This window comes from Mycobacterium sp. NGS34 (genome assembly GCF_059812845.1).
The window spans coordinates 69,502-92,850 of sequence record NZ_JCALDM010000011.1 but is presented as its reverse complement, the minus strand read 5'-3'; the positions used below and the strand labels follow the sequence as shown (position 1 = coordinate 92,850).

Annotated in this window: 21 protein-coding genes; 12 read left to right on the top strand and 9 right to left on the bottom strand. The window is 64.1% G+C overall.

Features of this window, described 5'->3' with window-relative positions; translation table 11 throughout:
- The first annotated feature begins 62 nt into the window (after positions 1 to 62).
- Positions 63 to 755, top strand: a complete 693-nt coding sequence (locus AC5Y7V_RS23565) for a hypothetical protein (RefSeq protein WP_499882446.1) — start codon at positions 63 to 65, stop codon at positions 753 to 755.
- Between the two features lie 37 nt (positions 756 to 792).
- Here AC5Y7V_RS23565 and AC5Y7V_RS23560 read toward each other — a convergent pair whose 3' ends face one another.
- Positions 793 to 1,791, bottom strand: coding sequence for a spirocyclase AveC family protein (locus AC5Y7V_RS23560; RefSeq protein WP_499882535.1), 999 nt, complete (start codon positions 1,789 to 1,791; stop codon positions 793 to 795).
- A gap of 513 nt (positions 1,792 to 2,304) precedes the next feature.
- Here AC5Y7V_RS23560 and AC5Y7V_RS23555 point away from each other — a divergent pair.
- Positions 2,305 to 3,801 (top strand): carotenoid oxygenase family protein, encoded by a 1,497-nt coding sequence (locus AC5Y7V_RS23555; protein ID WP_499882445.1) that lies wholly within the window; start codon positions 2,305 to 2,307, stop codon positions 3,799 to 3,801.
- Positions 3,802 to 3,808: 7 nt separating this feature from the next.
- Here AC5Y7V_RS23555 and AC5Y7V_RS23550 read toward each other — a convergent pair whose 3' ends face one another.
- Entirely contained in the window at positions 3,809 to 4,909 is a 1,101-nt protein-coding gene (locus AC5Y7V_RS23550; RefSeq protein WP_499882444.1) for an NAD(P)H-dependent amine dehydrogenase family protein, read from the bottom strand.
- Positions 4,910 to 5,028: 119 nt separating this feature from the next.
- On the opposite strand from AC5Y7V_RS23550, the gene AC5Y7V_RS23545 reads away from it, so the two are divergent.
- The 6 genes from AC5Y7V_RS23545 to AC5Y7V_RS23520 all read left to right on the top strand — a co-directional run bounded on the left by AC5Y7V_RS23545 (position 5,029) and on the right by AC5Y7V_RS23520 (position 11,527).
- Complete coding sequence (locus tag AC5Y7V_RS23545; RefSeq protein WP_499882443.1) at positions 5,029 to 5,661, top strand: TetR/AcrR family transcriptional regulator; 633 nt, start codon at positions 5,029 to 5,031, stop codon at positions 5,659 to 5,661.
- Between the two features lie 100 nt (positions 5,662 to 5,761).
- Entirely contained in the window at positions 5,762 to 6,937 is a 1,176-nt protein-coding gene (locus tag AC5Y7V_RS23540; RefSeq protein ID WP_499882442.1) for a spirocyclase AveC family protein, read from the top strand.
- A complete protein-coding gene (locus tag AC5Y7V_RS23535; RefSeq protein ID WP_499882441.1) occupies positions 6,934 to 7,725 on the top strand; it encodes a hypothetical protein in 792 nt (263 codons plus the stop codon). The genes AC5Y7V_RS23540 and AC5Y7V_RS23535 overlap by 4 nt, the downstream gene beginning before the upstream one ends.
- A gap of 95 nt (positions 7,726 to 7,820) precedes the next feature.
- Entirely contained in the window at positions 7,821 to 9,458 is a 1,638-nt protein-coding gene (locus AC5Y7V_RS23530) for a nitric oxide reductase activation protein NorD (RefSeq protein WP_499882440.1), read from the top strand.
- Positions 9,455 to 10,276 carry a CbbQ/NirQ/NorQ/GpvN family protein gene (locus tag AC5Y7V_RS23525; protein ID WP_499882439.1) on the top strand — a complete coding sequence of 274 codons (822 nt, stop codon included), beginning with the start codon at positions 9,455 to 9,457 and terminating at the stop codon, positions 10,274 to 10,276. Before AC5Y7V_RS23530 ends, AC5Y7V_RS23525 begins: the two co-directional genes overlap by 4 nt.
- A 66-nt stretch (positions 10,277 to 10,342) precedes the next feature.
- A complete protein-coding gene (locus AC5Y7V_RS23520; RefSeq protein WP_499882438.1) occupies positions 10,343 to 11,527 on the top strand; it encodes a spirocyclase AveC family protein in 1,185 nt (394 codons plus the stop codon).
- A gap of 18 nt (positions 11,528 to 11,545) precedes the next feature.
- Here the strand turns inward: AC5Y7V_RS23520 and AC5Y7V_RS23515 are convergent, their stop codons facing one another.
- Together AC5Y7V_RS23515 and AC5Y7V_RS23510 are read right to left on the bottom strand one after the other, a co-directional pair.
- Positions 11,546 to 12,370, bottom strand: a complete 825-nt coding sequence (locus AC5Y7V_RS23515) for a hypothetical protein (RefSeq protein WP_499882437.1) — start codon at positions 12,368 to 12,370, stop codon at positions 11,546 to 11,548.
- Positions 12,367 to 13,722, bottom strand: coding sequence for a protoporphyrinogen/coproporphyrinogen oxidase (locus AC5Y7V_RS23510; RefSeq protein ID WP_499882436.1), 1,356 nt, complete (start codon positions 13,720 to 13,722; stop codon positions 12,367 to 12,369). Before AC5Y7V_RS23510 ends, AC5Y7V_RS23515 begins: the two co-directional genes overlap by 4 nt.
- Before the next feature lie 79 nt (positions 13,723 to 13,801).
- Between AC5Y7V_RS23510 and AC5Y7V_RS23505 the strand changes: the two genes are divergently transcribed.
- Complete coding sequence (locus tag AC5Y7V_RS23505; protein WP_499882435.1) at positions 13,802 to 14,482, top strand: TetR/AcrR family transcriptional regulator; 681 nt, start codon at positions 13,802 to 13,804, stop codon at positions 14,480 to 14,482.
- A 24-nt stretch (positions 14,483 to 14,506) separates the two neighbouring features.
- Here the strand turns inward: AC5Y7V_RS23505 and AC5Y7V_RS23500 are convergent, their stop codons facing one another.
- The 4 genes from AC5Y7V_RS23500 to AC5Y7V_RS23485 all read right to left on the bottom strand — a co-directional run bounded on the left by AC5Y7V_RS23500 (position 14,507) and on the right by AC5Y7V_RS23485 (position 19,110).
- Positions 14,507 to 16,018 carry a class I adenylate-forming enzyme family protein gene (locus AC5Y7V_RS23500; RefSeq protein WP_499882434.1) on the bottom strand — a complete coding sequence of 504 codons (1,512 nt, stop codon included), beginning with the start codon at positions 16,016 to 16,018 and terminating at the stop codon, positions 14,507 to 14,509.
- A gap of 89 nt (positions 16,019 to 16,107) precedes the next feature.
- A complete protein-coding gene (locus AC5Y7V_RS23495) occupies positions 16,108 to 17,022 on the bottom strand; it encodes an LLM class flavin-dependent oxidoreductase (protein WP_499882433.1) in 915 nt (304 codons plus the stop codon).
- 44 nt (positions 17,023 to 17,066) lie between these two features.
- On the bottom strand, positions 17,067 to 18,206 hold the full coding sequence (locus AC5Y7V_RS23490; RefSeq protein ID WP_499882432.1) for an epoxide hydrolase family protein: 1,140 nt from the start codon (positions 18,204 to 18,206) through the stop codon (positions 17,067 to 17,069).
- 163 nt (positions 18,207 to 18,369) lie between these two features.
- Entirely contained in the window at positions 18,370 to 19,110 is a 741-nt protein-coding gene (locus AC5Y7V_RS23485) for a TetR/AcrR family transcriptional regulator (protein WP_499882431.1), read from the bottom strand.
- Between AC5Y7V_RS23485 and AC5Y7V_RS23480 the strand changes: the two genes are divergently transcribed.
- Positions 19,067 to 20,665, top strand: coding sequence for a phytoene desaturase family protein (locus tag AC5Y7V_RS23480; protein ID WP_499882430.1), 1,599 nt, complete (start codon positions 19,067 to 19,069; stop codon positions 20,663 to 20,665). The genes AC5Y7V_RS23485 and AC5Y7V_RS23480 overlap by 44 nt on opposite strands.
- Here the strand turns inward: AC5Y7V_RS23480 and AC5Y7V_RS23475 are convergent, their stop codons facing one another.
- Positions 20,666 to 21,316: a TetR/AcrR family transcriptional regulator gene (locus tag AC5Y7V_RS23475; RefSeq protein ID WP_499882429.1), complete on the bottom strand. Its 651-nt coding sequence runs from the start codon at positions 21,314 to 21,316 to the stop codon at positions 20,666 to 20,668.
- 105 nt (positions 21,317 to 21,421) lie between these two features.
- Between AC5Y7V_RS23475 and AC5Y7V_RS23470 the strand changes: the two genes are divergently transcribed.
- Positions 21,422 to 22,294 carry a hypothetical protein gene (locus tag AC5Y7V_RS23470; protein ID WP_499882428.1) on the top strand — a complete coding sequence of 291 codons (873 nt, stop codon included), beginning with the start codon at positions 21,422 to 21,424 and terminating at the stop codon, positions 22,292 to 22,294.
- Positions 22,295 to 22,302: 8 nt separating this feature from the next.
- The gene (locus AC5Y7V_RS23465; protein WP_499882427.1) at positions 22,303 to 23,346 is read left to right on the top strand and encodes a DUF7064 domain-containing protein; all 1,044 of its coding nucleotides are present in this window, start codon (positions 22,303 to 22,305) and stop codon (positions 23,344 to 23,346) included.
- Positions 23,347 to 23,349 lie beyond the last annotated feature (3 nt).

Genomic DNA, 23,349 nt, shown 5'->3' with positions numbered 1-23,349 from the left:
CTGTGACAACGACGACACGACGCGCAGCGCTGCCGAGTGCCCAGAACACGAGCAGCGACTACATGACCCTTCGCCTCGGCTTATGGTCCGTATGCGTTTACGCGGGCCTGGGTCTGCTCGGCTTCGCGGTATTCGCGGGCTTTTGGCCGCCCCCTGGGCAAGACCTCGACGCGTCGGCGATCTCGCGGTTCTTCCAGATCCACCACACGGGCATCCAGGTGGGGATGCTGCTGATGGTTGTCGGCGCGCCCTGCTACTACACGTGGAGTGCGGCCATCTCCAAGATCATCGGCCGCATGGAGGGCCCCATGGGCATCCTGTCGACGACGGAACTGCTTGGCGGACTGATGACGGGTGTCGTCACCGCCGTGCCGGCGGTGGTGTGGCAGACCGCTGCGTTCCGAGCCGAAGCCCGCTCGGTGGAGACCGTACAGACGTTGTACGACCTCGGATGGCTGTTCTTCGACCTCACTTTTGTGTTTTCCCTGCTGCAGAGCGTGGCACTCGGCATCGCCATCCTGCTCGACCGCCGCACCCAGCCCCTCTTTCCGCGCTGGGTCGGCTATGTGTGCTTCTTGACCGCGGCACTCTACGTTCCGCTCAGCCTGGTGCCATTCGTGCGAACCGGCCCATTCGCCTGGCATGGACTGCTCAACTTCTGGGCGGTGTTCGTCATGTTCTTCGTGCTCATCGTCATCGTGACGCCATACGCCTTCCGCGCGCTGCGCCGCCTGGAGGCAGAAGAGCGGGCCTAGGTTGGTGTCGGATGGCTTTGAGCACGCAGAACGCGGGTTAGCCCGGCAACAGGTAGGTCGGCAGATGTGCCGTCGACGCTCCGACGATGCCTAACCAGTTGAACGGCAGGTGATAAATCAATATGGTTGCCGCGCAGCAGAATCCGATCGCCGCCAGGGTGCGTATCATCGGCTGGAATGCTGGGCGCCAGCGATCGAAACCTCGCTCGACTGGCGACAGACCGTCTGGCGACTGGACGGCCTGCAGCCGCATCCACGTGTAGAGCAGACCCAGCGCTGCCACCAGAAACGACTCGTACAGCGGAAATTGGAACTGGCTTCCCGCCCAAAGCGTCAGTGGCCCGTAGGTGCGCGCGTAGGCGTAGCCGTGCGTCAATCGGATCGCCAGATTCTCCACCACGAAGTCGAAACCAAACTCACCGATGAACACGATTGCCAGCAACGACACATTGGAGAGCCGAGGCCAACGGGATCGCAAGGCGAAATAGGCTGGACAGCCCACGATGGCCACACCGGCGCAGAAATACACATACATCGGCGGGCCCCACAGCAGCGACTCCGCGTAGCCCGACGACGCGGCCGGATTGTGAAAGGGCAGAAACGCGGTCCAAACACCCATGTTGACGTTATGCGCGTTCCACGCGAACAGATACGTGTAGCAGTTCAGGAACGCGTCGGCGACGAAGGCCGCCATTCCGCCGAGGACGAACTTGCCGTCCAGGCTCAAGGCGCCGGTTCGGTGCCACGGCTTGATCACACAGGACCAGACCAGAAAGCCCAGCAATGCGACACTGATCCCTTCAAAGACCCTCAGCGCCACCAGATTCCACACAGGCATGCGGTCGGGGCCGAGCAGAGGCGCGGGCCCGAAATCACTGGAAGCGATCCATCGCACCAGCGCCTGGGCGGCGATTACCAGCCAGACAACGGCGATTACGGCCCATACGGTGACCCCGCCCGAGCGGGACAGCTCTGTTGTAGTCCTGCCCCGCGGGGGGTCGCTCCGGTGGAGCGTCGATTCCGACACCGCGACCATCACCTCCCGAACTTTGAATAAAGATTAAACACCTAGATCTTCCAGGCCCGCAATCATCTCGGGGCCGCAGTCAACTCGTCGGCCGACCTCGGGCGTCCGCGGCGACCTCCGCGTGGTGACATCGACGGCCCGCCCGACGCGCCCCTCGTCTCGCTGCGCCGCCACGGTGTTGGCCCGGACGCTCGAGGGACGCCGCATCGACTTGCGGTGGCGGCCGGATAGGTCCGAGTATCTAACGATCGTTTACACTCCCACACCTGCTTTGCCGGTGGCGAACGCCACATAAGTACGCATCCGACCCCTTGCGAATGAGCTCTATCGTGCAGTTTCGCCACGAAAGCTGCGGTTAAGAGTCATGCGGCCCGGGCCCTCGCGAGAGGCGTAAGGCCACAGATCTTACGCAGCTTGCGGTGTAAGTGGTCGTTTACAATTGAGCGCTTCGACGCTAACATCGCCCATATCGCAGCCCTTGCGTAGGCGATCTTGCTAAGAGATGAGGACCAGGAGCAGAACATGAGCTACTCCATTCCCGACACGGTGACCACCAAGGGGCCGTTCCAACCGATGCGCTTCGAGGCCACCGTCGAGGAGTGCATCGTCACCCATGGTGAGATCCCCAAGGACCTCGCCGGCGGTATCTACCGCACCGGACCGTGCTGGAAGCGGCCGACCAAGCAGGGGACGACTCCGTTGCTGGCGATGGACGGCATGGTGCAGGGTCTGGTCTTCGAGAACGGCCGGGCCGATTTCCGCAACCGCTGGGTGCGCACGCCGAAGTATGTGTTGGAAGACAAATATGGCCGCGGCATGTTCGACTACTCGGACGGCGGGTTCGGCGATTACCGTGACTACGGCTACGGCGAGGTGGTGCGCACCACGGAGAACGCGCACACGCCGCAGGGCACCGCGAGCATCAACATCTTCCCGTTCGCCGGCGAGCTGGTCGTCTCCGGCGAGTTGGGCGCTCCGCCGCAGACGATCGATCCGATCACATTGGAGACCAAGGGCATCGTGGACTGGGCGCCGGCGCTGTCCAGGGGCCCGCACGAGCCCGTGTGCTTCGGGGATGGCACGTTCTGCGCTCACCCGAAGTGGGACGAGGACACCGGCATCCTCTATGGCTGGTCATACAGCGACACGGCACCCTACGTGTCGATGAAGTATGTCCACCCCGACGGCACTGTGGAATCGCGTGACCTGTGGGACGCCCCGTATAACACAGTGGCACACGATATTTGGCTGACGCCGGAATGGGTTGTCATGCCGTTCCAGCCGTTCATCATCGACCTGAAGCGCAATCGTAAGGGGTACGCCGTCTTCGGCTGGGAGCCCGAGCTACCCATCACCATCGCACTGATCCCCCGGCACAACCTGCAGGGTGAGATCCGTTGGATACAAACTGATCTGCCCGCCCAATATGTCATGCACACCATGACGGCCAACGTCAAGGGTGATCAGCTCATCCTCGACGCGCCGATCTTCAACACGCCGCCGTTCCCGATGGAGCAGGAGTTCAACGAAGGCGATCAAGCCGCGCTGTTCTTCAGCAACGCCGCCAGCTACCTGGGCCGGTGGACCGTCAACCTCACGACCGGCGACACCAAGGCCGAGCAGCTCTCGGAGCTGCCGTCCGAGATATGCAAGGTCGACCAGCGCTTCTACGGCAAAGGCCACCGCTACGGCTTCCAGATCGGCGGCCAGCCCAAGAAACGCGGCATGCGCATGGACAGCCTCATCCGCAACGACGTCGACAAGGTGACCGAGCAGATCTACCAGATCCGGGGCCAGGGCGATCTGGCCGCGGTGCTCGAAGCCTCATTCGCGCCGCGAACGACGAGCGCCCCCGAGGGCGACGGCTACATCATCGTGCCGGTGTCGTGGTGGGGTGAGCACCGCGGTGAATTCCAGATCTTCGACACCGACGACATCACCGCCGGCCCGATCTGCAAGATCGAGCTTCCCTTCCACATGGGCTGGACGCCCCACGGCCACTGGATGGACTTCCGCTAAACGCGCCTCAACTCCAGTCGACCCGGGGTAACAGCACCGACTGATCGGCCGGTGTCACTATTCCAGGCGCGCAACGACATACCTCGGGAATCGAATTCACCGCGCGCGCTGCCGTCGCCATCAACCCGCCCATGATTGCCAGATCCTGGGGGCCCCGCGGCTTTGCCAAGGGGCCCCGGAAAGATTCGTTGCGCGTCCGCGTCGCCCACTGCACCTGCATGTCGGGCTCGCCGGTGATCGCGAGTCGGTAGCCGCCCTCGCCGGGCGCCGGATCCCAGTGCTCCGGGTACTCGCCCAGCCAGTAGCAGCCGGCCTGCGTGATCCGGCGCTTGCCCCCGATGCAACCGTCGAGGTTGAACCGGATCGCCGACACCGTTCCAGCCTTCAGGCTGAACAGCGGAGCCTGCACGTCGCGAGTGGAAAGAGCGAACTCCTGGTCCCACCGCACCTCGTCGAACTCGACGCCAAACCAATGCGCGGTCAGGTGCAACGCGGGTCCGAACAGGTACTCGAAAAGCGGTCGCAGATCGTGAGATTCGGCCTGCTCGGGGGTCAGCCCGTAACCGAAGTAACCGAAAACCTCGGGATCCTCATAGGTCTCGAAGTTGTACATCTCGCACAAGTAGGTCGACTCGATGCGCTGGCACATGCTGGCCAGCGCCGCGAGCACCGTCTGGCTGCCACTGGCGTTGATTCCGGTCGGGTAATACGACGCCCTCCCCTCCCGGCACGCCCTCTCCAATCGGTCGACAAGGGCGGGTCCATGCGATTGCGGGTAGTTCATCGACGCCTGGACGCCCACGACGTTCTTGCCGGTCGCGAGCATCGATGCGATGTCGTCGACGAGTTCGGCCGGTTGCCGCCGCAGATCCGTGGCGGTGTAGACCACGCAGTCGGCGGGAATCGCCAGCGCCTCCTCGATGTCTGCCGTGGCGGCTACCCCGGTGTCGGCGTAACCGCAGAACTCACCGGCGTCCATCCCCGCCTTGTCCTTGCTGTGCACCCAAAGGCCGCTCAACTCCAGATCCGGGTGATCGATGATGCCCTTCAGCGTCTGCTTCCCGACGAGACCGGGCGCCCACTGGATGACACGATATTTCTCCGACATCTCGCTCTCCTCCGAAAATCTCTAAGTAACGACGTTGCTCTAACGTAGAGCAACGTCGTTGCTTATGTCCAGGTACAATGTGGACACGTCTACCGGGGGGTGAAGGGATAGAGTCCGGCATGGCCGTGTCCCGTCGCGCCGCACGGCGCAGCACCGAGGAAGTCCGTACGTTAATCCTGTCTGCCGCCAATGGGCTCTTCGCCGACCGCGGTTACGCCCAGACTTCGATGCGCGACATCGCATCCCGCGCGGGGCTCAGCCTCTCGGTGCTCTACCGGCAGTTCGCCAACAAGGACGACCTGTTTGCCGCCACTCTGCTCGCGCCGTTTCTCGCCTCGTTCGAAGAGTTTGCCTCGGCGTGGAGCAGCCAGGTCGACGAACCGTGGGAGGACGCGCGGCTGGTCGGTGAGTTCGTCCGCGACCTGTACGCCAATCTCGTCAAATATCGACACCTGGTGATCACGTTGTTGGCAGCGGATCAGGACTCGGCTAGCGAGCTCTTGAAAAAGGCCCAACAGGGCATGGCCGACAGCCTTCGCGACCTTCGTTCGATGGCAGAGCATGAAGCCGGCCGACGGGGCTGGCTTCCCGCCGAATCCGTCGCGGACGGTAACACCTTGACCATCGCCATGATTGGCGGCCTGGTTCTGCTGCAGCCGTTACTCGCCGGAGCCTCTCAGGTTGACGAAGACACGCTGATCGACGCGGCAACGCGGATGGCGCTTTACGGCATGCGCCTCGGGCCGCGCTGACCCCGACATCCACGATGACAGATTAAGAAACACTGTTCCTTGACGTAAGTAACGGCGTTGCTTAGTGTTGACTGACCGCACTCGGCAGGCAGGAGACGTCATGAGCATTACGACCAACGCACCCCAGGTGTCGCCGTTCGGAACGCAGCGCGCCGTTCTCGAAAGCCCGTCCGCGAAGAAGCCGATCAAGGCGTGGGCCTTCCTCGGCGGACTGTGGCTGGTGTTCTACCTCTACCTGTTCGTCCGATGGGTATCGGGCCCGGATACCGAGCGAGTACCGCAAGGACCCACCCAGCTTCCGGGCTGGATGTCGACGTTGTTTCACTTCTACCTGCCGGTCGGCGTCGCGGTGACGATCGGTGTCCTCTACGTCGTCGTCATCCGTCCGCGCATCCGCGAAAGGCGGATGACCACCGACGGGCTACTGCTGCTGTCATTCGTGCTCTTGTGGTTCCAGGACCCGTTCATCAACTTCTATCAGCCGACGTTCACGTATAACTCCGCGATGTTCAACGCGGGCTCGTGGATCGCCTACGTTCCGGGCTGGCAATCGATCGCGGCCGGTACACCCGGTCACATGTTCCAGGAACCGTTGTTCTTTATCCTGCCGGCCTATCTGTACATGCTCTTTCCGATCGCTCTGGCCTGCACATGGGTGATGCGTAAGACGAAAGAGCGCTTTCCGAATATCGGTGTGCTGGGCCTGATCTCGGTCTCTATGGTGTTCGGCTTCGTACTCGACCTCGTCTGTGAAGGCGCCTGGGTCCATTTAGGTTTTTACAACTACTGGGCGACGGTGCCTCAACTGACGGTGTTCGCCGGCCACTGGTATCAGTTCCCCCTGTATGAATCGTTGCTCACGGCGGCCTGGTGGACCGGTTTCGCCTGCCTCCGGTACTTCAAAGATGACAAAGGCAACACCGTCGTTGAACGAGGCGCCGACGAGATCCGGGCAAGCGCGGGAATCAAGACCCTGCTGCGGTTCTTGGCGATCTTGGGCGCCGGCAGCACCATCTACATGGTCACCTACAACATTCCCTATCAGGTGTTCAACTTGCAGGCGCACTCGTGGCCTCGCGAGGTGCAGGAGCGCTCGTATTTCACCAACGGGATATGCGGACCAGACACCGACCAGGCCTGCCCGTCGAAGGACTTGCCGCTCTCGCGTCGTGACGCGGTGCATTTCGACCCGCACGGGAACGTCGTGGTGCCACCGGGCATTCCCGCCCCCGCGTCGGACACCGCCACGCAGTTCTCCACCGGCGGCGGAAAGTGACTGCCGAAGGCTTTGTCACGGGCGGCCCCGTCAAAGCTGTTTTGCGGCAAGGTGATCTAGGCGTCGATCAGCCCGGCAAGCCGGCGATCAACAAACGCATGCAGATGGCATGCGTCTGGGCAGGACCGGTCATGGTGGTGGGATGGGTGGCCAGCTTCGTTCTGCTGGCACGCTTCATCCCGCCGCCGGCTCCCGGCAAGTCCCCCGAGCAGGTCGTCGACATGTATCAGCACCATCCCGACCTGATTCGGCTGGGCTTGATGCTCACCATGTTCGCGTCCGCGCTCTTGGTCCCATTCGCCGCGGTCATCTCCGCCCAGATGAAGCGGATCGAGGGACCACGTTCGGTATTGGCATCGACGCAATTGGTCTCCGGCGGCCTGTTGTCGCTGGAATTTATTATTCCCCTGATGGTTTGGCAGACGGCGGCGTACCGGCCCGATATCGGCGGCGTGACGATCCGCATGCTCAATGACATGGGATGGCTGATGTTCGTGGGGGTCATCTCGTCGGCGGTGGTGGAATTCGGGTCTATTGGCGTGGTGATCCTCAGCGACGAGCGAAACACTCGGGTATTTCCCCGGTGGGCCGGGTACTTCAATATCTGGGTGGCGATGCTCGTAGCACCGGCCGGGGTAGTCCCGTTCTTCAAGCATGGCCCGCTCGCCTGGAACGGGGCATTCGCGTTCTATCTGCCACTTACCGTGTTCGCGATGTGGATCGCGGTCATGGTCGTGCTGCTGCGCCGGGCCATCAATACGGAAGAGCGCACCGCGGTGGCCGCCTGACCGTAACCGAGCAGTAGGGAGTGCTCGGCCAAGTGTCAAGAATTGCTCAAGGGTCGCGGTTTACGCTGCTCGCACGCGCCGTCGCGGACCGCCCGTTGTTCGTCGTCGAGGGCGATTACCCGCTAGCCTATACCGACGGCGAATCGATATTCCTGCCGGCGCGGTCCGCGCATCTGCAGTGCTGCTCGGTGATCGCGCAAGCCGGCCTCATCGGGGTCGGAAGCTTCGACCGAATTGTGATGGCACGGATCGCCGGACGGCACTCGCTGCAACGACGCTATCTGCTGCTGGAGTGTGTACGGGCGGTCTCGGTGCTGAGACAGGCACTGCCGCTTCAGTTGTTTGAGTTGACGGCGGAAATCTATGACGGCCCCGCGCCGTCATGCCCCCAGGAATCGCTGGCCTGGGCCCGCCACGCCAGGCGCCGCCTCCCGACGCCCCCCGACTGGATGGGCACTATCAAGCCCTTGGGTATCCTTCGGGCCACCAACCGAATTGATGCCTCGCCTGCGGACCACCAGGAAGCGACTGCTTCCCCCGAAGACTCGCTGCGCGAGCTCGACGATGACGAGGAATCCGACCGTAGCCGAATTCTCGAGCTGTTCTCGGCACCCATCCAAACCCCGCTGTCGTCCATGATCACCCGATTCTTCGGGATGGGCCGGGCGCCAGGAGGTGATCGCAATGGCGGCGCGGCGACTCCGGTGGGCGGGCAAGGTGTCGGTCCGGTCGGACAGCGCGCAAAGCCGGTCGAGTCCGTCCGCCCGGTTTTCGCTTCCGCACCAGCGCTTCCCGTCGGCTTTCGTTATCCAGAATGGGACTCCACAGCCAACCGGTACCGTCCGGATTGGTGCACCGTCGCCGAGTACGACCCCCCTCAGACAGCCACAGAGTTGCTCCCGATGCCCGACGGCGATCGCCTGTTGCGTCGTGAACTCGCCCGCCTCGGCCTGACCCATGAGCGACATCGACGCCAACCATACGGCGACACTTTGGATCTGAGGGCGCTGGTCGACATGGTGGTGCACCGCGCCGCCGGCGTGGACGCCCGCGCGGACATCTATGAGTGCATGCGACGCACCGCCCACGATTTGAGTGTGCTTGTGTTGCTGGATGCGACCAGTTCCACCCAGGACGAAGGGTCGGGATGGCGTGTGTTCGACCAACAGCGAGAGGTTGCCCGACGGCTGAGCGCAGCACTCGACGAGTTGGGTTGCCGGGTTGCGTTATTCGGCTTCTTCTCAGAAGGCCGCAATGCCGTGCGATTCATGCGGATCAAGGAATTCGACGATCGACATGACAGCGCCGTGCACCGACGCCTGTCCGCTTTGGAACCCAACGGTTTCACCCGGCTCGGCGCTGCCGTTCGGCACGCGTCGCACCTGCTGAAGACGCGTGCCAGCACCACCCAGAAACTCTTGATACTCGTCGGCGACGGCTTTCCGTACGAAGAGGGTTATGAGGGCACCTACGCGGAACAAGACAGCCGGCAAGCGCTGCGTGAGTCAGTCGCCGGCGGCATCGGATGCGCTTGTCTCAGCATCGGTTCCGCCACCCGGGCGGACGTGATCCAGCGGGTATGGGGCGAGGTCCCGCACTGCCGGCTGGATGGCCCATCGGAACTCGCAGGATCAGTGGTCCCGATCCTGCGCACATCGCTGCAGAGGGCCAAGGCGACGTCACGTTCACTGGGATCTACTGATGGCCAACGAAGTCGAGGAGAATTGCGATGACGCAGGATGCGATGACCAAAGCGGTTGCCGGTAACGGGCAGCGGCCGTTCTATCACCCGGTCGGTCACGAAGTCGCGCTGTTCAGCGCCGCCATGCGCCGAGGTTTACCGGTCATGCTGAAGGGCCCGACCGGTTGCGGCAAGACCCGTCTCGTCGAATATATGGCGGCTACTGCCGGTGTGCCGCTCTACACGGTCTCTTGCCACGAGGACATGACGGGTTCCGACCTGCTCGGCCGCTACGTACTGTCCGGCGGCTCGACAGAATGGGTCGACGGCCCCCTGACCCGGGCGGTTCGCGAGGGCGGGATCTGCTACCTGGACGAGATCGTCGAGGCCCGACAAGATGCCACGGTCATCATCCATTCCCTCACGGACCATCGCCGCGAACTCAATATCGAACGCTTAGGCGGTGAGAGGCTCAGCGCCGCAACCGGATTTCAGCTCGTCGTCAGCTACAACCCCGGATATCAGAGCGTCTTGAAGGATCTGAAAGCCTCCACGCGGCAACGCATGGTCTGCATCGAACTCGACTTTCCTCCGCCGGATGTGGAGCTCGAGATCCTCCGGCAGGAATCGGGAGTCGACCCGGTGACCGCCGAAGCACTGATCCGGCTGGGAACCGCGGTCCGCCGCGTGCGGGATGCGGGGCTTCGCGAGGTTGCCTCAACCCGCACACTGATCGCAACCGCCGTGTTGATCGACGAAGGGACGCCCTTCATCGACGCCGCGATGTCGGCCATCGCCGGCCCACTGACCGATGACCGCCAGCTACGCGATGGGCTCACGGCATTGATCGAGGCCCACGCGCCGAATTGACTTCCGCTTGGGCCCACCTTGCACCGGCGTTGACAATTTGATACATGAGGTTTCATTATTAATTGCATGGTAAAGGCGTCCGCCACCGCGATAAGAAACCCCAGCTCAACCGATATTGCCGCCACCTCGGCCCCGGTGGCGCAGGAGCCGCGCCGCCTGGTTCCCGTGAAGTGGTGGGCGGGGCTCGGTGCGGTGATCCTGACCTTCATCGCCTACGTGTTGATCGACTGGGCAACCGGTCCGTTTTTCAAGCGGGTGCCGACCGGTCCCATGGACCCACCGACATTCATGAAGGTGGCCATGGTCGTGTTCCAGGCCGTGTCGATTCCCGTCGGCGTCGGCCTCATCGGTTGGTTCGTGGTGCGCCCCATCGTCCGGCAACGCCGATTGACTCTCGACGGCATGCTGGTGCTGGCGTTCTCGACGCTGTGGTTCCAGGATCCGCTGTCGGCATACGGCGGGCACTGGTTCACCTACAACTCGTGGCCCATCAACTACGGCTCATGGGTGCACAGCGTCCCGGGTTGGCTCTCCAACGGGAAGCCGGGCGCGATGATTGTCGAACCGATCCTGATCATGCCGGGCCTGTATGTCTACGTCTTCGTCATCACGATGTTCCTCGGCTGCGCGGTCATGCGACGGGCCAAGGCCAAATGGCCCCGTATCGGCACACTCGGACTGATCTCTGCCTGCTTCGTCGCGATGGTCGGCTTCGACATCATCCTGGAGGGCGTCATCTTCATGCCGCTCGGCATCTGGGAATATCCCGGCGGGCGCGGCTTCGCCATCTTCAGCGGGACCTACCACGCCTTTCCGCTCAATGAAGTCGTCACCGTCTCGGCGACGTTCACCGCAGTCGCGTGCCTGCGCTATTTCCGCAACGACAGAGGCCAGACGCTGGTCGAACGCGGTGCCGAGAATCTTCGGATGTCCGACCGCGCGCAGCTGGTGGTGCGGGCGCTGGCGGTGGTGGCCGGCGTGCACGTGGCCTTGTTCCTGACCTACAACGTGCCGAACTACTGGATCGGCACACACTCCAAGGAATGGCAGCGCGACCTTATTGACCGGTCGTATTTCACCGACGGGTTGTGCGGCCAGGGCACCGATCGGGCGTGCCCCGGTCCGGGTGTTCCGTTGAGCCGCAACGACAACAGCGATTCCGGCAAGGGTTCCGTCTACATTACTCCCGACGGCAAGGCCGTCATACCGCCCAACACGAAGCTGCCGGCGCAGTACCCGTTCGGGCGATAACCGGAGCACTCACCCCATTCACGCCTGCTCCTGCAGTTGACGCGCAGACTCGGCGGCCCCTCTCATCTTCAGGGTGTGTGAATAGATCCAGCGCGCCGACGCATCGAGTATCGCCAAACCAATTGCGCAGGAGGCCAATGCGCCGACCCACGTCACCCACGCCGGAGCGCCAGGCACGTGCAGGGCGTTGTACACAGGCAGGCCTACCGCGGCGCTGCAGCCGGCGTCGGTGACCAGCGGCAAGAACGGCACCAGCCATGCGCGCCAGCCGGTGAAATAGCCCGGCGCCGCAAACAGGATGGCGGCGCACAGGATTGGGCCGGTGGTGTTGATGAACAGCCAATACAACGGGAATCCACCGATGCTCATCGGCACGGTGCCGTAGCCGAAGTACGTGTAGAGCCGAAAGTGCAGCAGCGGCAACTCGATCAGCAGGTCGGCAGCGAAGGTGATCGCGATCCCGATCCAGAATGCGCGTGGGGTGAACGTCAGCCTGCGCAGTTCCAAAAGCAGCACATAGGCAATGCCGCCGAAAAAGATGATGTACGTGGGCAGCCCCCAGTGCGGTATCGGGCCCATCGTCTCGAAGACGACATCCTGTCCGGGGCGGGGGTGGTGTACCAGACCCAAGATGTCGTCGAGCGGCTCGTTCAGCAGCGCGATCCCGCCGCCCGCCAGGAGCACCAGCCCCAACGGCGACCCGGTCCGTCGCCACTGGCGCACCGCGAACCCCACGAACGCGACCACCACAACCCAAAGGACGATTTCGGCGATGGTCTGGGGTGTCCGCGGGAAGACCATCTGCGGCGGCGTCGGGACGTTGAATTGGGCCATAACGCTCACGCAGTCAGCGCAACGGCCGGTGAAAGCGCTTGCAACAGTTCATGTGCGGCCCGTTCCCCGGCCGTGGTGGCCGTATTGACATTGCCCGACGAGTTGTACGAGCCGGCGAGGTGGATACGGCTTTTCAGATCACGGGCGGCGTGGAAGCGGCCCAGGGCGCGGTACAACCCGGGGTGGCTGTAGACGAGCACGGGGTACCACCGGTTCACCCGGGCGAACTCGATGGCATCACCCAAATCGGGGATCGCCTTCTCCGCGTCGGACAGCACGTCGGCCAGGATGTCGTCGTCGGTGGCATCCATGTGGTCGACGGCCCACTGGTTCATCATGAACAGCGACACCAGGCCTTTTCCTGCCGGCGCGCGCCCCGGCGCCTTGTTGTGTTCCAGAATGATCGCGAACAGCCCCTCGGACACCGGCCGGGGAACGACGACGAACGATGCCGGGCAGTCCGGAATTCGCTTCAGGCCCAGGTTGATCGACATCGTCGACGTGTAATTCAACTCCCGCAGGAACTTGGCGCGTTCGGGATCCAGCTGCGGGACGATGTCGGGAACTCTGTTGCCCATGGAGCTGACGACGGCGCCGGCGCCGCGTTCGGTGTATTGCTCGCCGTCAGGCCCGACGCAGGTGATCGTCACGCCACCGGAGTCTTCGACGACTTCCACCACTTCGGTGTTGAGACGCACGTCGGCTATGGCCGCCGCCAGCCGCTCGGGAAACGAGGAGTATCCGTCGCGGAAGGCATACAGCTTCGAGCCAAGCACCTTCTGCCACAGGAAGAAGAACTCGACCACCGAGATCACGCTGGCCGGCACGCCGGCTCCCCCGCGCACGGTGGGCTCGATGAGATAGTCGTAAAGCTCACCGTCGAGGCCCCGCCTGCGGCAGTACTGCTCGGGCGTCTCGGTGTCGAAGGCGCCGGCGATCGACAAGTCCTCGTAGCTCAGCAGTTTGCGCAGCCTGAACGAGTCCGCGGCGAGCCGGGCGACCTTCAACTTGGAGCCCAGCGACAGCAGCTTGGTGCGTGCCGCGTCAATGACGAGCCGGTTCGCGCGCAGGTAATGCATCTGGCTGCCGCGCATGAATCCCATCAACGAGTTCGCCGGTATCAGCTCGTCGGTCATCCCGATGTCGTCGATCAGCCGCATCACGCTGTCGTAGGCGGCCGGCAGGATCGTGGTTCCGGCTTCCATCAGATAGCCGTCGCGCTTGATCGACAGCAGTTGCCCCCCAACACGATCCCGCGATTCCATTACGACCACGTCGCGTCCGGCCTCTTGCAGCCGCCAGGCCGCCGCCAGCCCCGACGGGCCCGCCCCGACGACGTACACCTTGGACAAATCGGACATGCCGTGCACCCTATCAAACAGTTCGTCTGGTAAACAGACATCCTGTATGATCCTCTGTACAGTGCGTATACTTCGTCGCGTGGACGCTTCGACTCCTCGGCCGTTGCAGCTGTCAAGGCCTCAGCGCCGCAGCATGCTCAGCCGGCATTTCGTCGGCGTGGTCGAGGACCTGGTGGAGAACGGGCCGGGGTACGCCGACCTGAGCGTCGAGGCGATCATCACCGCGGGCGGAATCTCGCGCTCCACGTTCTACGTGTACTTCGAGGACAAGGGCGATCTCCTCGTCGCCATGGCGCAGGACGTCATCGGTGACCTGCTGGCAGATGGCGCGTCCTGGTGGGAGCTGCCCGTCGACGCCACGCGTGAGGATCTGCACAAGGCCCTGCGGGTGCCGATCGACACCTATCGCAAACACCGGACGATCCTGGGCACCGTCGCCGAGACCGCGGCCTACGACCCGCGGGTGCGGGAACAGCAGCGAAAACTGATCGACCAAGTCGTCGCGGCGCTGACCACCTACATCGGCGAAGCGCAGGGCGCCGGGGTCGCGGACGCCCGCCTGGACGCCGCACGCACTGCGCCGTGGCTGATCTGGATGATCGAGCGCGGGCTCTATCAACTGGTCGGGGCGGTCGACGACGAGGAGGTCGAGCGTCAACTCGATGCGCTGACCGAGATCGTTTGGCGGGTGGTCTACCTCAGCGGACCCCCGGCCAAGAGCGGACGAACCCATCGCAACAAAAAGAGGTCAGACAACTAGTTCCCGACGCCGACTTTGCGAGGGTCAGACACGGCTCACATTCAATTCGCCTCGCAGCAAGTGTTTTTGGACCTTTCCGGCCCCGTTGCGGGGGACTGCCGCGAAAATGAACTCGCGGGGAATCTTGTAGTCGGCGATGCGCCGGCTGCAGTGCTGTCGCAGCGACGCGGGCGTGAGGTCAGACCCGGGAGCCGCGGTGAGGAACGCCACGACCGTTTCCCCCCATTCCTCGTCGGGCCGACCCACCACGGCCACGTCGATCACATCGGGGTGGTCGGCGATGGCCTGCTCGACTTCCGCGGAGTACACGTTGCGTCCGCCGGTGATGATGACGTCCTTCAGCCTGTCGACAAGACGCATGGCGCCGTCCTCGTAGACCTGCATCAGGTCACCGGTATGCAGCCAGCCGTCGCGAATCACTTCCTGAGTGGCTTGAGGTTGGTTCCAGTAGCCCTTGGTGATCGCCTCGCCACGAAACACGAGCTCGCCAACCTGGCCCGGGGGCGTGTCGTTACCGTGCTCATCGACGACGCGCGCCTCGACGAACGGCTGGGCAAGGTGGCCGCTCGACTGCGGACGGGAGCGCACCTGCTCCATCGTGGAGTAAATGCCCGTGGGTCCGGCCTCGGTCTGGCCGCACTGCTGAAAGAACGAGACGCGCGGAAACGCGGCCAGTAGCCGTTCGACGGCCGCGGGCGGCATCGGCGCGGCGCCGAAGATTCCAACACGCCATGATGTCAGGTCGCGGCCGCTGGCCTCGTAGCAGCGAAGGATTTGCTGGTACATGGTTGGAACGCCGAAAAGCCAAGTGGTTCGGTGCCGTTCGATCGCATCGAGCACCGTTCGCGGATCGAACTTCGGGACGACGATGTGCGTTCCGCCCAGCAGCGTCGTCGCGTTCATGAAGGTCATCCCGCCCGAGTGATACATCGGCGCCAAGTGCAGGTAGCGATCCCCGTCACGCAGGCCCAGCGAAACGATCTGCGCCATCGCCGCCCACACGGCACGGTGGTGATCCAGCAGTACCCCCTTGGGCTTCCCGGTGGTGCCCGACGTATAGAGAATGAACGCGTCGTCCTGCTCGACGGCGCGATCCTCGTGTAGCGGATCGGCGTAGCCGCCGGACAGCAGATCGGGATGGCGACTCGACGGGCCCAGCGAAAGCAACGTGGTGGCCGCCCCATGACCCGCTGCCTCGGCCAGCTGGGCCTCACCGGCGCTGAACGCCAACACGGTGCTGCCGGAATCCTGAAGGATGTGCACGAGCTCGGGCGCGGCCAATCTGGTGTTCACCGGCACGACGATCGCGCCGAGGCGCGACGCGGCGTGCGAGGCGATGATGAATTCCGGCGAGTTCGACGACAGGACAGCGATCCGGTCGCCTTTGCGTAACCCGAAAGCCTCGAGCGCCGATGCGGCACTGGCGATGTCGGTCTCGAGTTGTCGCCACGTCCAGCGCCGCTCAGCGGTGACGATCGCCTCGCGCTCGCCGACCCGAGTTGCGTTCAGTAACGCCGTTCCGCCTATGGTCGGCATGTTCTGCCTTCGCTATTGTCGCGATTATTGAGCCTAGCAATATCAATATAGAGAGGTCCCGCAGCGGGGTCAACGACGCTGCCTGGGAGCTAGAAATTTCCGATCGCAGGCAGCACCCGAGTCGCGAATGTCTCGATGATCCTCGACCGATCCTCCGCCGAATCAGCGGCGATCTGGATCAGCGCGGTGTGCACTCCCGCTGCCGCGAATTGGGCCAGCCGCTCGGCGACCGCGTCGGGCGCACCGATCAGCAGGTACCGGTCGGCCAGCATCGAAAAGTCCTGGTTGTAGGCCGCGCTGACGGCGCCGACGCCGGTGTTGCGCGCCCAGGACGAATCGGCGTCGACGGCCGTCCAGGCAAACAGCGCCGCCGACACTGCATCGGCGCTCCGCCCGTGTTGGGCGGCCACGCCGCGCACCTTGGCCAGTCCGTCGCGCACCTGCGCGGGTTCGACCATGTAGGGCATCCACACGTCGGCGTACCGTCCCGCGCGGCGCAGCGCACCGCTCTTGCGTCCGCCCAACCAGATCGGCGGTCCGCCGGGCTGGCGCGGCGCGGGGTCCAAAGCGAGGGCGGAAAGCGTCGCGTAGGTGCCCTCGTACGTAACCGGTCCGCCGGCGAACAGCCGACGGATGACCTCCAGGCCCTCGTCGAGGCGGTGGAACCGCGTACGCGGATCCACACCCGCGGCGGCGAATTCGGGCGCGAATTCGCCGCCGGCGCCGACACCCAACTCGAACCGGCCGTCCGAGATGCAGTCGACGACGCTCGCCAGCTTCGCCACGAGTGCGGCGGGATACAGGGGCAACAAAGCGATCGACGTGACTAGACGAATCCGCGACGTCACCGCCGCCGCAGCGGCCAGCATCGCGAACGAATTCGGTGTCGGGCCATGGAAGAACAGGTGCTCACCGCAACCGAGAAAGTCGAAACCGAGCGCTTCCGCGCGACGCGCCTCGGACACCACGGTGCCCGGATCGCTGACGGTGATCCCGACCCTCATCGGTATTTGTCCTCGGCCGACACCACCAACCGCATGGCGGCCAGCTAGGGGAGCGCCCGGATGCCGGCGCGGACCTCGTCGACGAAGACCTCGGGCTGCTCCAAAGCCGCGAAGTGGCCGCCTTTGTCGACGGAGTGGTAGTAGCGCAGGTCGGTAAACCTGGTGCGAAGCCACCGTTCGCTGACGCTGATGATTTCCTTGGGGAACGCGGTATAGGCCGACGGCGTCGCAACCTCGTCGAATGAGCTGATCATCGAGAAGCTCTCCCAGTACAAGCGCGCCGAGGAGGCGGCGGTGTTGGTCAACCAGTACACCATCACGTTGTCCAGGATCACGTCGCGCGACACCGCGTTTTCCGGGTGCCCGTCACAGTCGGTCCAGGCGTAGAACTTCTCGGTGATCCAGGCGAGTTGACCCACCGGCGAGTCGGCCAGCCCGTAGCCCAGCGTCTGTGGCCTGGTCGCCTGTTGCATCGCGTAGGCGCCCTCCTGCTCCATGTAGGCCGGCAGCCCGCCTACGGCTTGCTCATCGGGCGTCAGGTCCCCGAGTCCGGCCAGGGCCTCCGGTGAGGCCAACGCCATGTTGACGTGGATCCCGAGCAGCCCGGCGGGCGGCTTGGTAGCCAGCGCCGTGGTCACGAACGCGCCCCAATCACCGCCCTGCGCATAGTAATTGCCATACCCCAGGCCGACCATGAGTTCGTTCCACGACTCCGCGATCCGCTCGATGCCCACCCCGGGGGCCGATGGCTTGTCACTGAATCCATATCCCGGCAGGGACGGAATGACCACGTGAAACGCGTCGCCGGCGTGCCCCCCAAAGCGCTCCGGGTCGGTCAGCGGACCTATCACGTCGAGAAACTCGACCACCGAGCCCGGCCAACCATGGGTCAAGATCAATGGCCGGGCTTCGCGATGTGGAGAGGACACATGCAGGAAGTGGATGCCCAGATCACCGACGGTCGCGTGAAATTGCGGATACGCGTTGAGCCGGTTGGCGATACGGTACATGTCGTAGTCTTCTGCCCAATACCGCGCCAACTCGCGCACATACGCCGACGGGATGCCTTGGGACCAGTCGGACACCGTTTCGGCGTCCGGCCACCGGGTCCGCGATATGCGCGCGCGCAGGTCGGCGATATCGGCGTCGGAAATTTCTACACGAAAGTCTCGGATCTCGACCATGGCGGCAACGTTTCCTTCTGCAGTGTTAACGCGCACTTACTTGATGTCTGACACCCACTCGAGTGGGTTGCTTTTTACTCCAACGACGATAGCGCTCAACTGCACCTGGTCAAGACCGATCGTTCGCAGCGACGATGCACCCCGGAGCTCGATACCGGCGCAGCTACGGCAATGGGCGGCGGGCGATCTCCCGCGCGGAGGCCGCATCGAGGCCGAAGCCGCGCAACATCATCTCCGCGCCTCGCGACTCGGTCTTCGGGCCCGGTGGAAGCCGGCCGGCCAGGATCGCCCGGATAGCGGCCAGCGCGGCCCCAACGATCGAGGTAAGGGCCAGGTCCAGATCGTCGAGAGTAAATCGCCCCGATTTCCTGCCGCGCGACAGGGTTTCCATGGCCCAGGGTGTCACCGCATCCTCGAAAGTCGAATTGGCACGATCGAGTTCGACGAGGACCCGCGCCAGCTCGGGTTCGTCCCGGCTGAACCGTAGGAAACGCCGGTAGGACACCGACGCGGCCTCGGCGGGGTCGGTGAACTCGAGCGCATCCGCTCCTATCCGGCCCGCGAGGCCGGCGAGTACCTGGGCCACGACCGCCTCGATGAGCGCGTCCTTCGACGGGAAATAGGTGTAAAAGGTGCCGAAGCCGAGGTCGGCGAGATCGGTGACATCGCCGATTCGAAGGTCGGACACCCCGTTCTCGGCGATCAGCCGCTGGGCGGCGTTCAACAGACGTTGGCGGGCTTCGGCCTTACGGCGATCGCGACGTCCCATCGGGGCGGTTGACATCGTCACGACAGCAGTATCGCACTCGATCTCTTTCTCAATCTTGATTTTGATATCGAGTTCGATCAGGATCGCAAATATGACGAACTCCGCTCTACCCGCCGAAGTCGACTTCGTGATCATCGGGGCCGGGCACAACGGCCTGACCGCCGCGTGTTACTTGGCCCGCGCCGGATTTCGCGTCGCCGTCCTGGAGGCATCGCCGACCGTGGGCGGGATGACCTCCACCAACGCCACCCTGTCGAGCGCGGCAGGCCACTACTTCAACGAGGGCGCGATCCAACTGACCGGAATCTTTCGGCTTTCCGGGGTCGCCGAGGACCTCGAGCTGCACAAGTATGGGCTGCAGCAGATCTCGGTGGACCCCGCGCACATCCAGTTGTCTCCGGACGGAAGCTCCCTGGCGATTTGGAAGGACGCCAGTCGCACCGCCGACGAACTGCGACGGTTCTCGCCGAAGGACGCTCGGGCTTGGCTGGACCTCGCCAATTCGCTGGCTCCGATCATGGACGTGGTCGTTGCCTACATGAAATCGCATCCGTTGCGGCCGTTCAATCGCGAGATGGCGGGCTCGCTGCTGGGGGCCACCCGTCACCTCAAGGACGTATGGGCCCTGCGGCACATGGTGACCGCGTCGCACACCGAGTTTCTCGAGGAGACCTTCGAGACCGAGTTGCCCAAGGGCGCTCTGGCGGCCATGGCCGCGTTCTCGCAGATGCGTCTGGACGTGACCGCCTGGGCCATGATCTATCTCGGTGTCGTACAGAAGGTTTCGAACGCAATGCCGGTCGGCGGTACCGGCGCGCTGCCGGCCGCCCTGCATCGCTGTCTCACGGCTCTCGGCGGCACCGTGCATACCGACAGCCGGGTGCAGCAGATCGTCGTGTCCAACGACCGTGTGACGGGAGTGCTACTCGAGTCCGGCCAACTCGTCAGGTCCCGCAACGGCGTCCTGACCACCTGCAACCCCGTCGTGACGCTCAACGAACTGCTGCCGCCGGGCACCTTGAGCACCAAACTGTCGGTGCGCGCCAAGGACATTCCGATTCGCAAGACACACGCCACGTCGCTCAAGATCAACGTCGCCCTCGAGGGCCGCGTGACGATGAAGAAGCACGAGAACTGGCGCGGAGACGGTCTGGACCTGCGCAAGTACCTCATCGCCTGGCACACCCTGGAAGAACAGGACGCCGGCTGGAACGCCCTGGTTCGCGGCCAGTGGCCCGACCCGGTGCCGGTGAGTTGCGCCATCATCCCCACCGCGGTCGATCCCACCCAGGCCCCCGAGGGGCACGACAATCTGTGGCTGTGGTCAGGGGTCATTCCCGTGACACCGGAGGAGCCGTGGGAAGACGTGCGGGACAAGATCGGGGACGCCGTATTGCGTGATTCCGCACAGTATTACGAGGGACTCGACCGACTCGAGATCGGTCGTGCAGTCCTAGGTGGGCCCGACCTCGAGGCGCGGTTCAACGCTCCGGCGGGCAACGTGTACCACGTCGACCCGCTGATCTCACGGTTCGGGCCCCTCAAGCCGGCGGCCGGGCTGGCGGGGTACCGGACACCGGTCAAGGGGCTGTATCTCAGCGGCGCCGGCACGCACCCCGTCGGCGGCGTGTGCGCACTTCCGGGAAAGTTGGCCGCCCAGACGGCGATTCGCGATCAGAAAGCGCGATGACTAGTTGGTTTTCTGCGCCTGGCCTCGATCGACCGCCGCGCGAACGATGGCTTCGGCCTCGTTCGGCGGCAGCCCGAGTGACGCCAGCACGTGCCGGGCGAAAGCCTCGTGGGCGTGCGCCCCGTGGCGACCGTCGAGGATTTCTCGGATCAGCGCGAACGCGCCGCCGATCACGGCGGTGAGCAGGACCTCGATATCGCCGACGACGAAGCGCCCGCTTTCGATTCCACGTTCGACGGCGATGCGCGCGTACGGGTGCACCGCGTCGCCGAACAGCGCCTCGGAGTGGCCGATGTTGACGATCAGGCGGGCGAAGTCGGGTTCGTCGTAGGCGAGCTGGATGACCTGGAGGTTGGCCACCGCCACGACCTCGGCCGGGTCGGTGTCGTCATCGACGTTGGTGATGATCGCCGACGTTAGGTCCGAGAGGCTTTCGGTGATGACCGCCTCAAGGAGCTCCTCTTTGGACTGGAAGTAGTTGTAAAAGGATCCCAGCGCCACATCGGCTTCTTCGGTGATGTCCTGGATGCGCAGACCGGCCACCCCTTTGGCGGCGATGAGCGTCCGGCCCGCGTCCAGCAGCAGCCTTCTAGTGCGCAACCGCTGACGTTCGGTGCGCGTCGTCGCCCTGCCCTCGGTTTCGGACGTCACATCCGGATTCTTACCGGATGAATCAATTTTCACTCTTGAAAGTATATTCATCGGATGCTAGCTTAGCCCTGCCGAGGTGAACTGGCTCACAAATAGGGGGCGACGATGATTACGACGATTTTGGCGGCGACGATCCCGCAGCCGCCGGTCGACGCGGAGATGCCCAAGACCGCGGAGACGATCTTCAACGTCTTCATCTTCATTCCACTGGGCATCGCGCTGGCGTTGGCGCTGCGCAAGCTGCTCAAGGGGCAGGGGCCGCTGCTGCTGTACTGCATCCTCGGCGGGGCGTTGGCGTGCAGCTTCGAACCGGTCGTCGACGTACTCGGCCTGGTGTTTCTGAAGGAGCGAAATGCGTTGGGCACATTCACGATCCTCGATCGCACGATGCCGCTCTACATCTGTTTCGTCTACCCGTGGTACGTCGGCGGGCTGGGTTACCTGGCCTACAAGTTGTTCAAGCGCGGCGTCACGATGCGGGATCTGTTCCTACTGTGGGCGACGGACTTTCTCGTCGATATCTTCCTTGAAAGCCCGGGCATCCTGGCGGGCACCTACCTGTACTACGGTCATCAGCCGTTCAACATCTGGGGATTTCCGTTGTGGTGGGGATTCGTCAACCCGGTGATGCCAATGGTGGCCGGCGCCTTGATCTTCCACATTCGCCCGCACCTCGACACGGCGTGGAAGCTGCCCGCGGTGATCGCGTGCATCCCGATGGCCGACGGCATCGCCAACGGCGCCACCGCCTGGCCGATGTGGGCGGCGCTCAACCAGGCGGATGTCTCCTACGTCTGGACCTACCTGGCGTCCTTCGTCACCCTCGGGCTGGCGCTGTTCTCGGTGTGGATCATCGGGTTGTCCGTCGTCGGACGCGGCGAGTTGGCGCACCCGGAGTCGGAGACGTTGTGGCAGAAGCTCAAAGCGATCACGGCATCACCCTCGCGGTTGGCGGCCCCCGACCCCGTCACGGCTTAGGAGCGGACATGTCACTCGCCACGCATTCCGGTGACACCGACCTGCTGTTGCCGCTGCCGGCGGCCGGGGAACAGTGGGATCCGCACCTGATCCACACCCACTACTTCGGTTTCTCCGTTCCCGAGGCGGCGATCGGCGCCTTCCTCTACGTGCGCTACCAACCGGCATTCCCACTGTCGCAGGGCGGTGTCTGCATCTTCCAGGGCACCGACAACGTCGAATACACGGACATGGCCTTTCTCGACTACGAGGTCACGATGCCCTGGCCGCGCGTCGAGGGCAGCACGATCACCACCGACAACGGCTTGAAGATCGACTTCGTCGAGCCGGGCCACACCGCGCACATCACCTACCGCAGCAGCGACGGGGCCTGCGCCGTGGACGTCATCGCCGAGGCCGTGACCCCCCTACTGGCCCGGGGGCATGTCATGCCGGGCGAGGAAAACCACCACGACGTGGCCCGCGAACCGGGCGGCAGCGAGCAATTCATGCGCATGACCGGCGAATTGGTGCTCGACGGCACGACCCACCCCGTCGACTGCTATGCCCCGCGGGACCGCTCCTGGCGCCAGATCCGGGTGGAACGCCGCGGCGCGGTCCCGGTTCCGCCCGTCGGCTGGTCACCGATGTACTTCGGACCCGACCTCATCTTCAACCAGATCAGTTTCGAACCGCTGGACACCGACCCGGCCTGGGCCGGGCTGTACAACGTCGGCGACCGCCCATCGCATCACTTCGCCTGGATCCAGCGCGGCGACGAGACCCGCTCGATCAAGTGGGTGCGCCGCAACGTCTTTGAATATCACCCGCGCATTCACCTGCCGATCCGCCAGGAGATCACCGCCGAAGACGAAACCGGCGAGGTGTACCGGTTCCAGGGCGAGGCGATCGCATGCGCGTCGCTGCCGGCCTGGCCCAACACCTCGTTTCACGACAGCGTGTACCGCTGGACCGACGAACAGGGCCGCACGACTCACGCGACGTATCAGGAACTGTGGTTCGACCAATACCAACGGATGATGAAACGCCGCGCGCTGGCGGCCTCACACTAACGG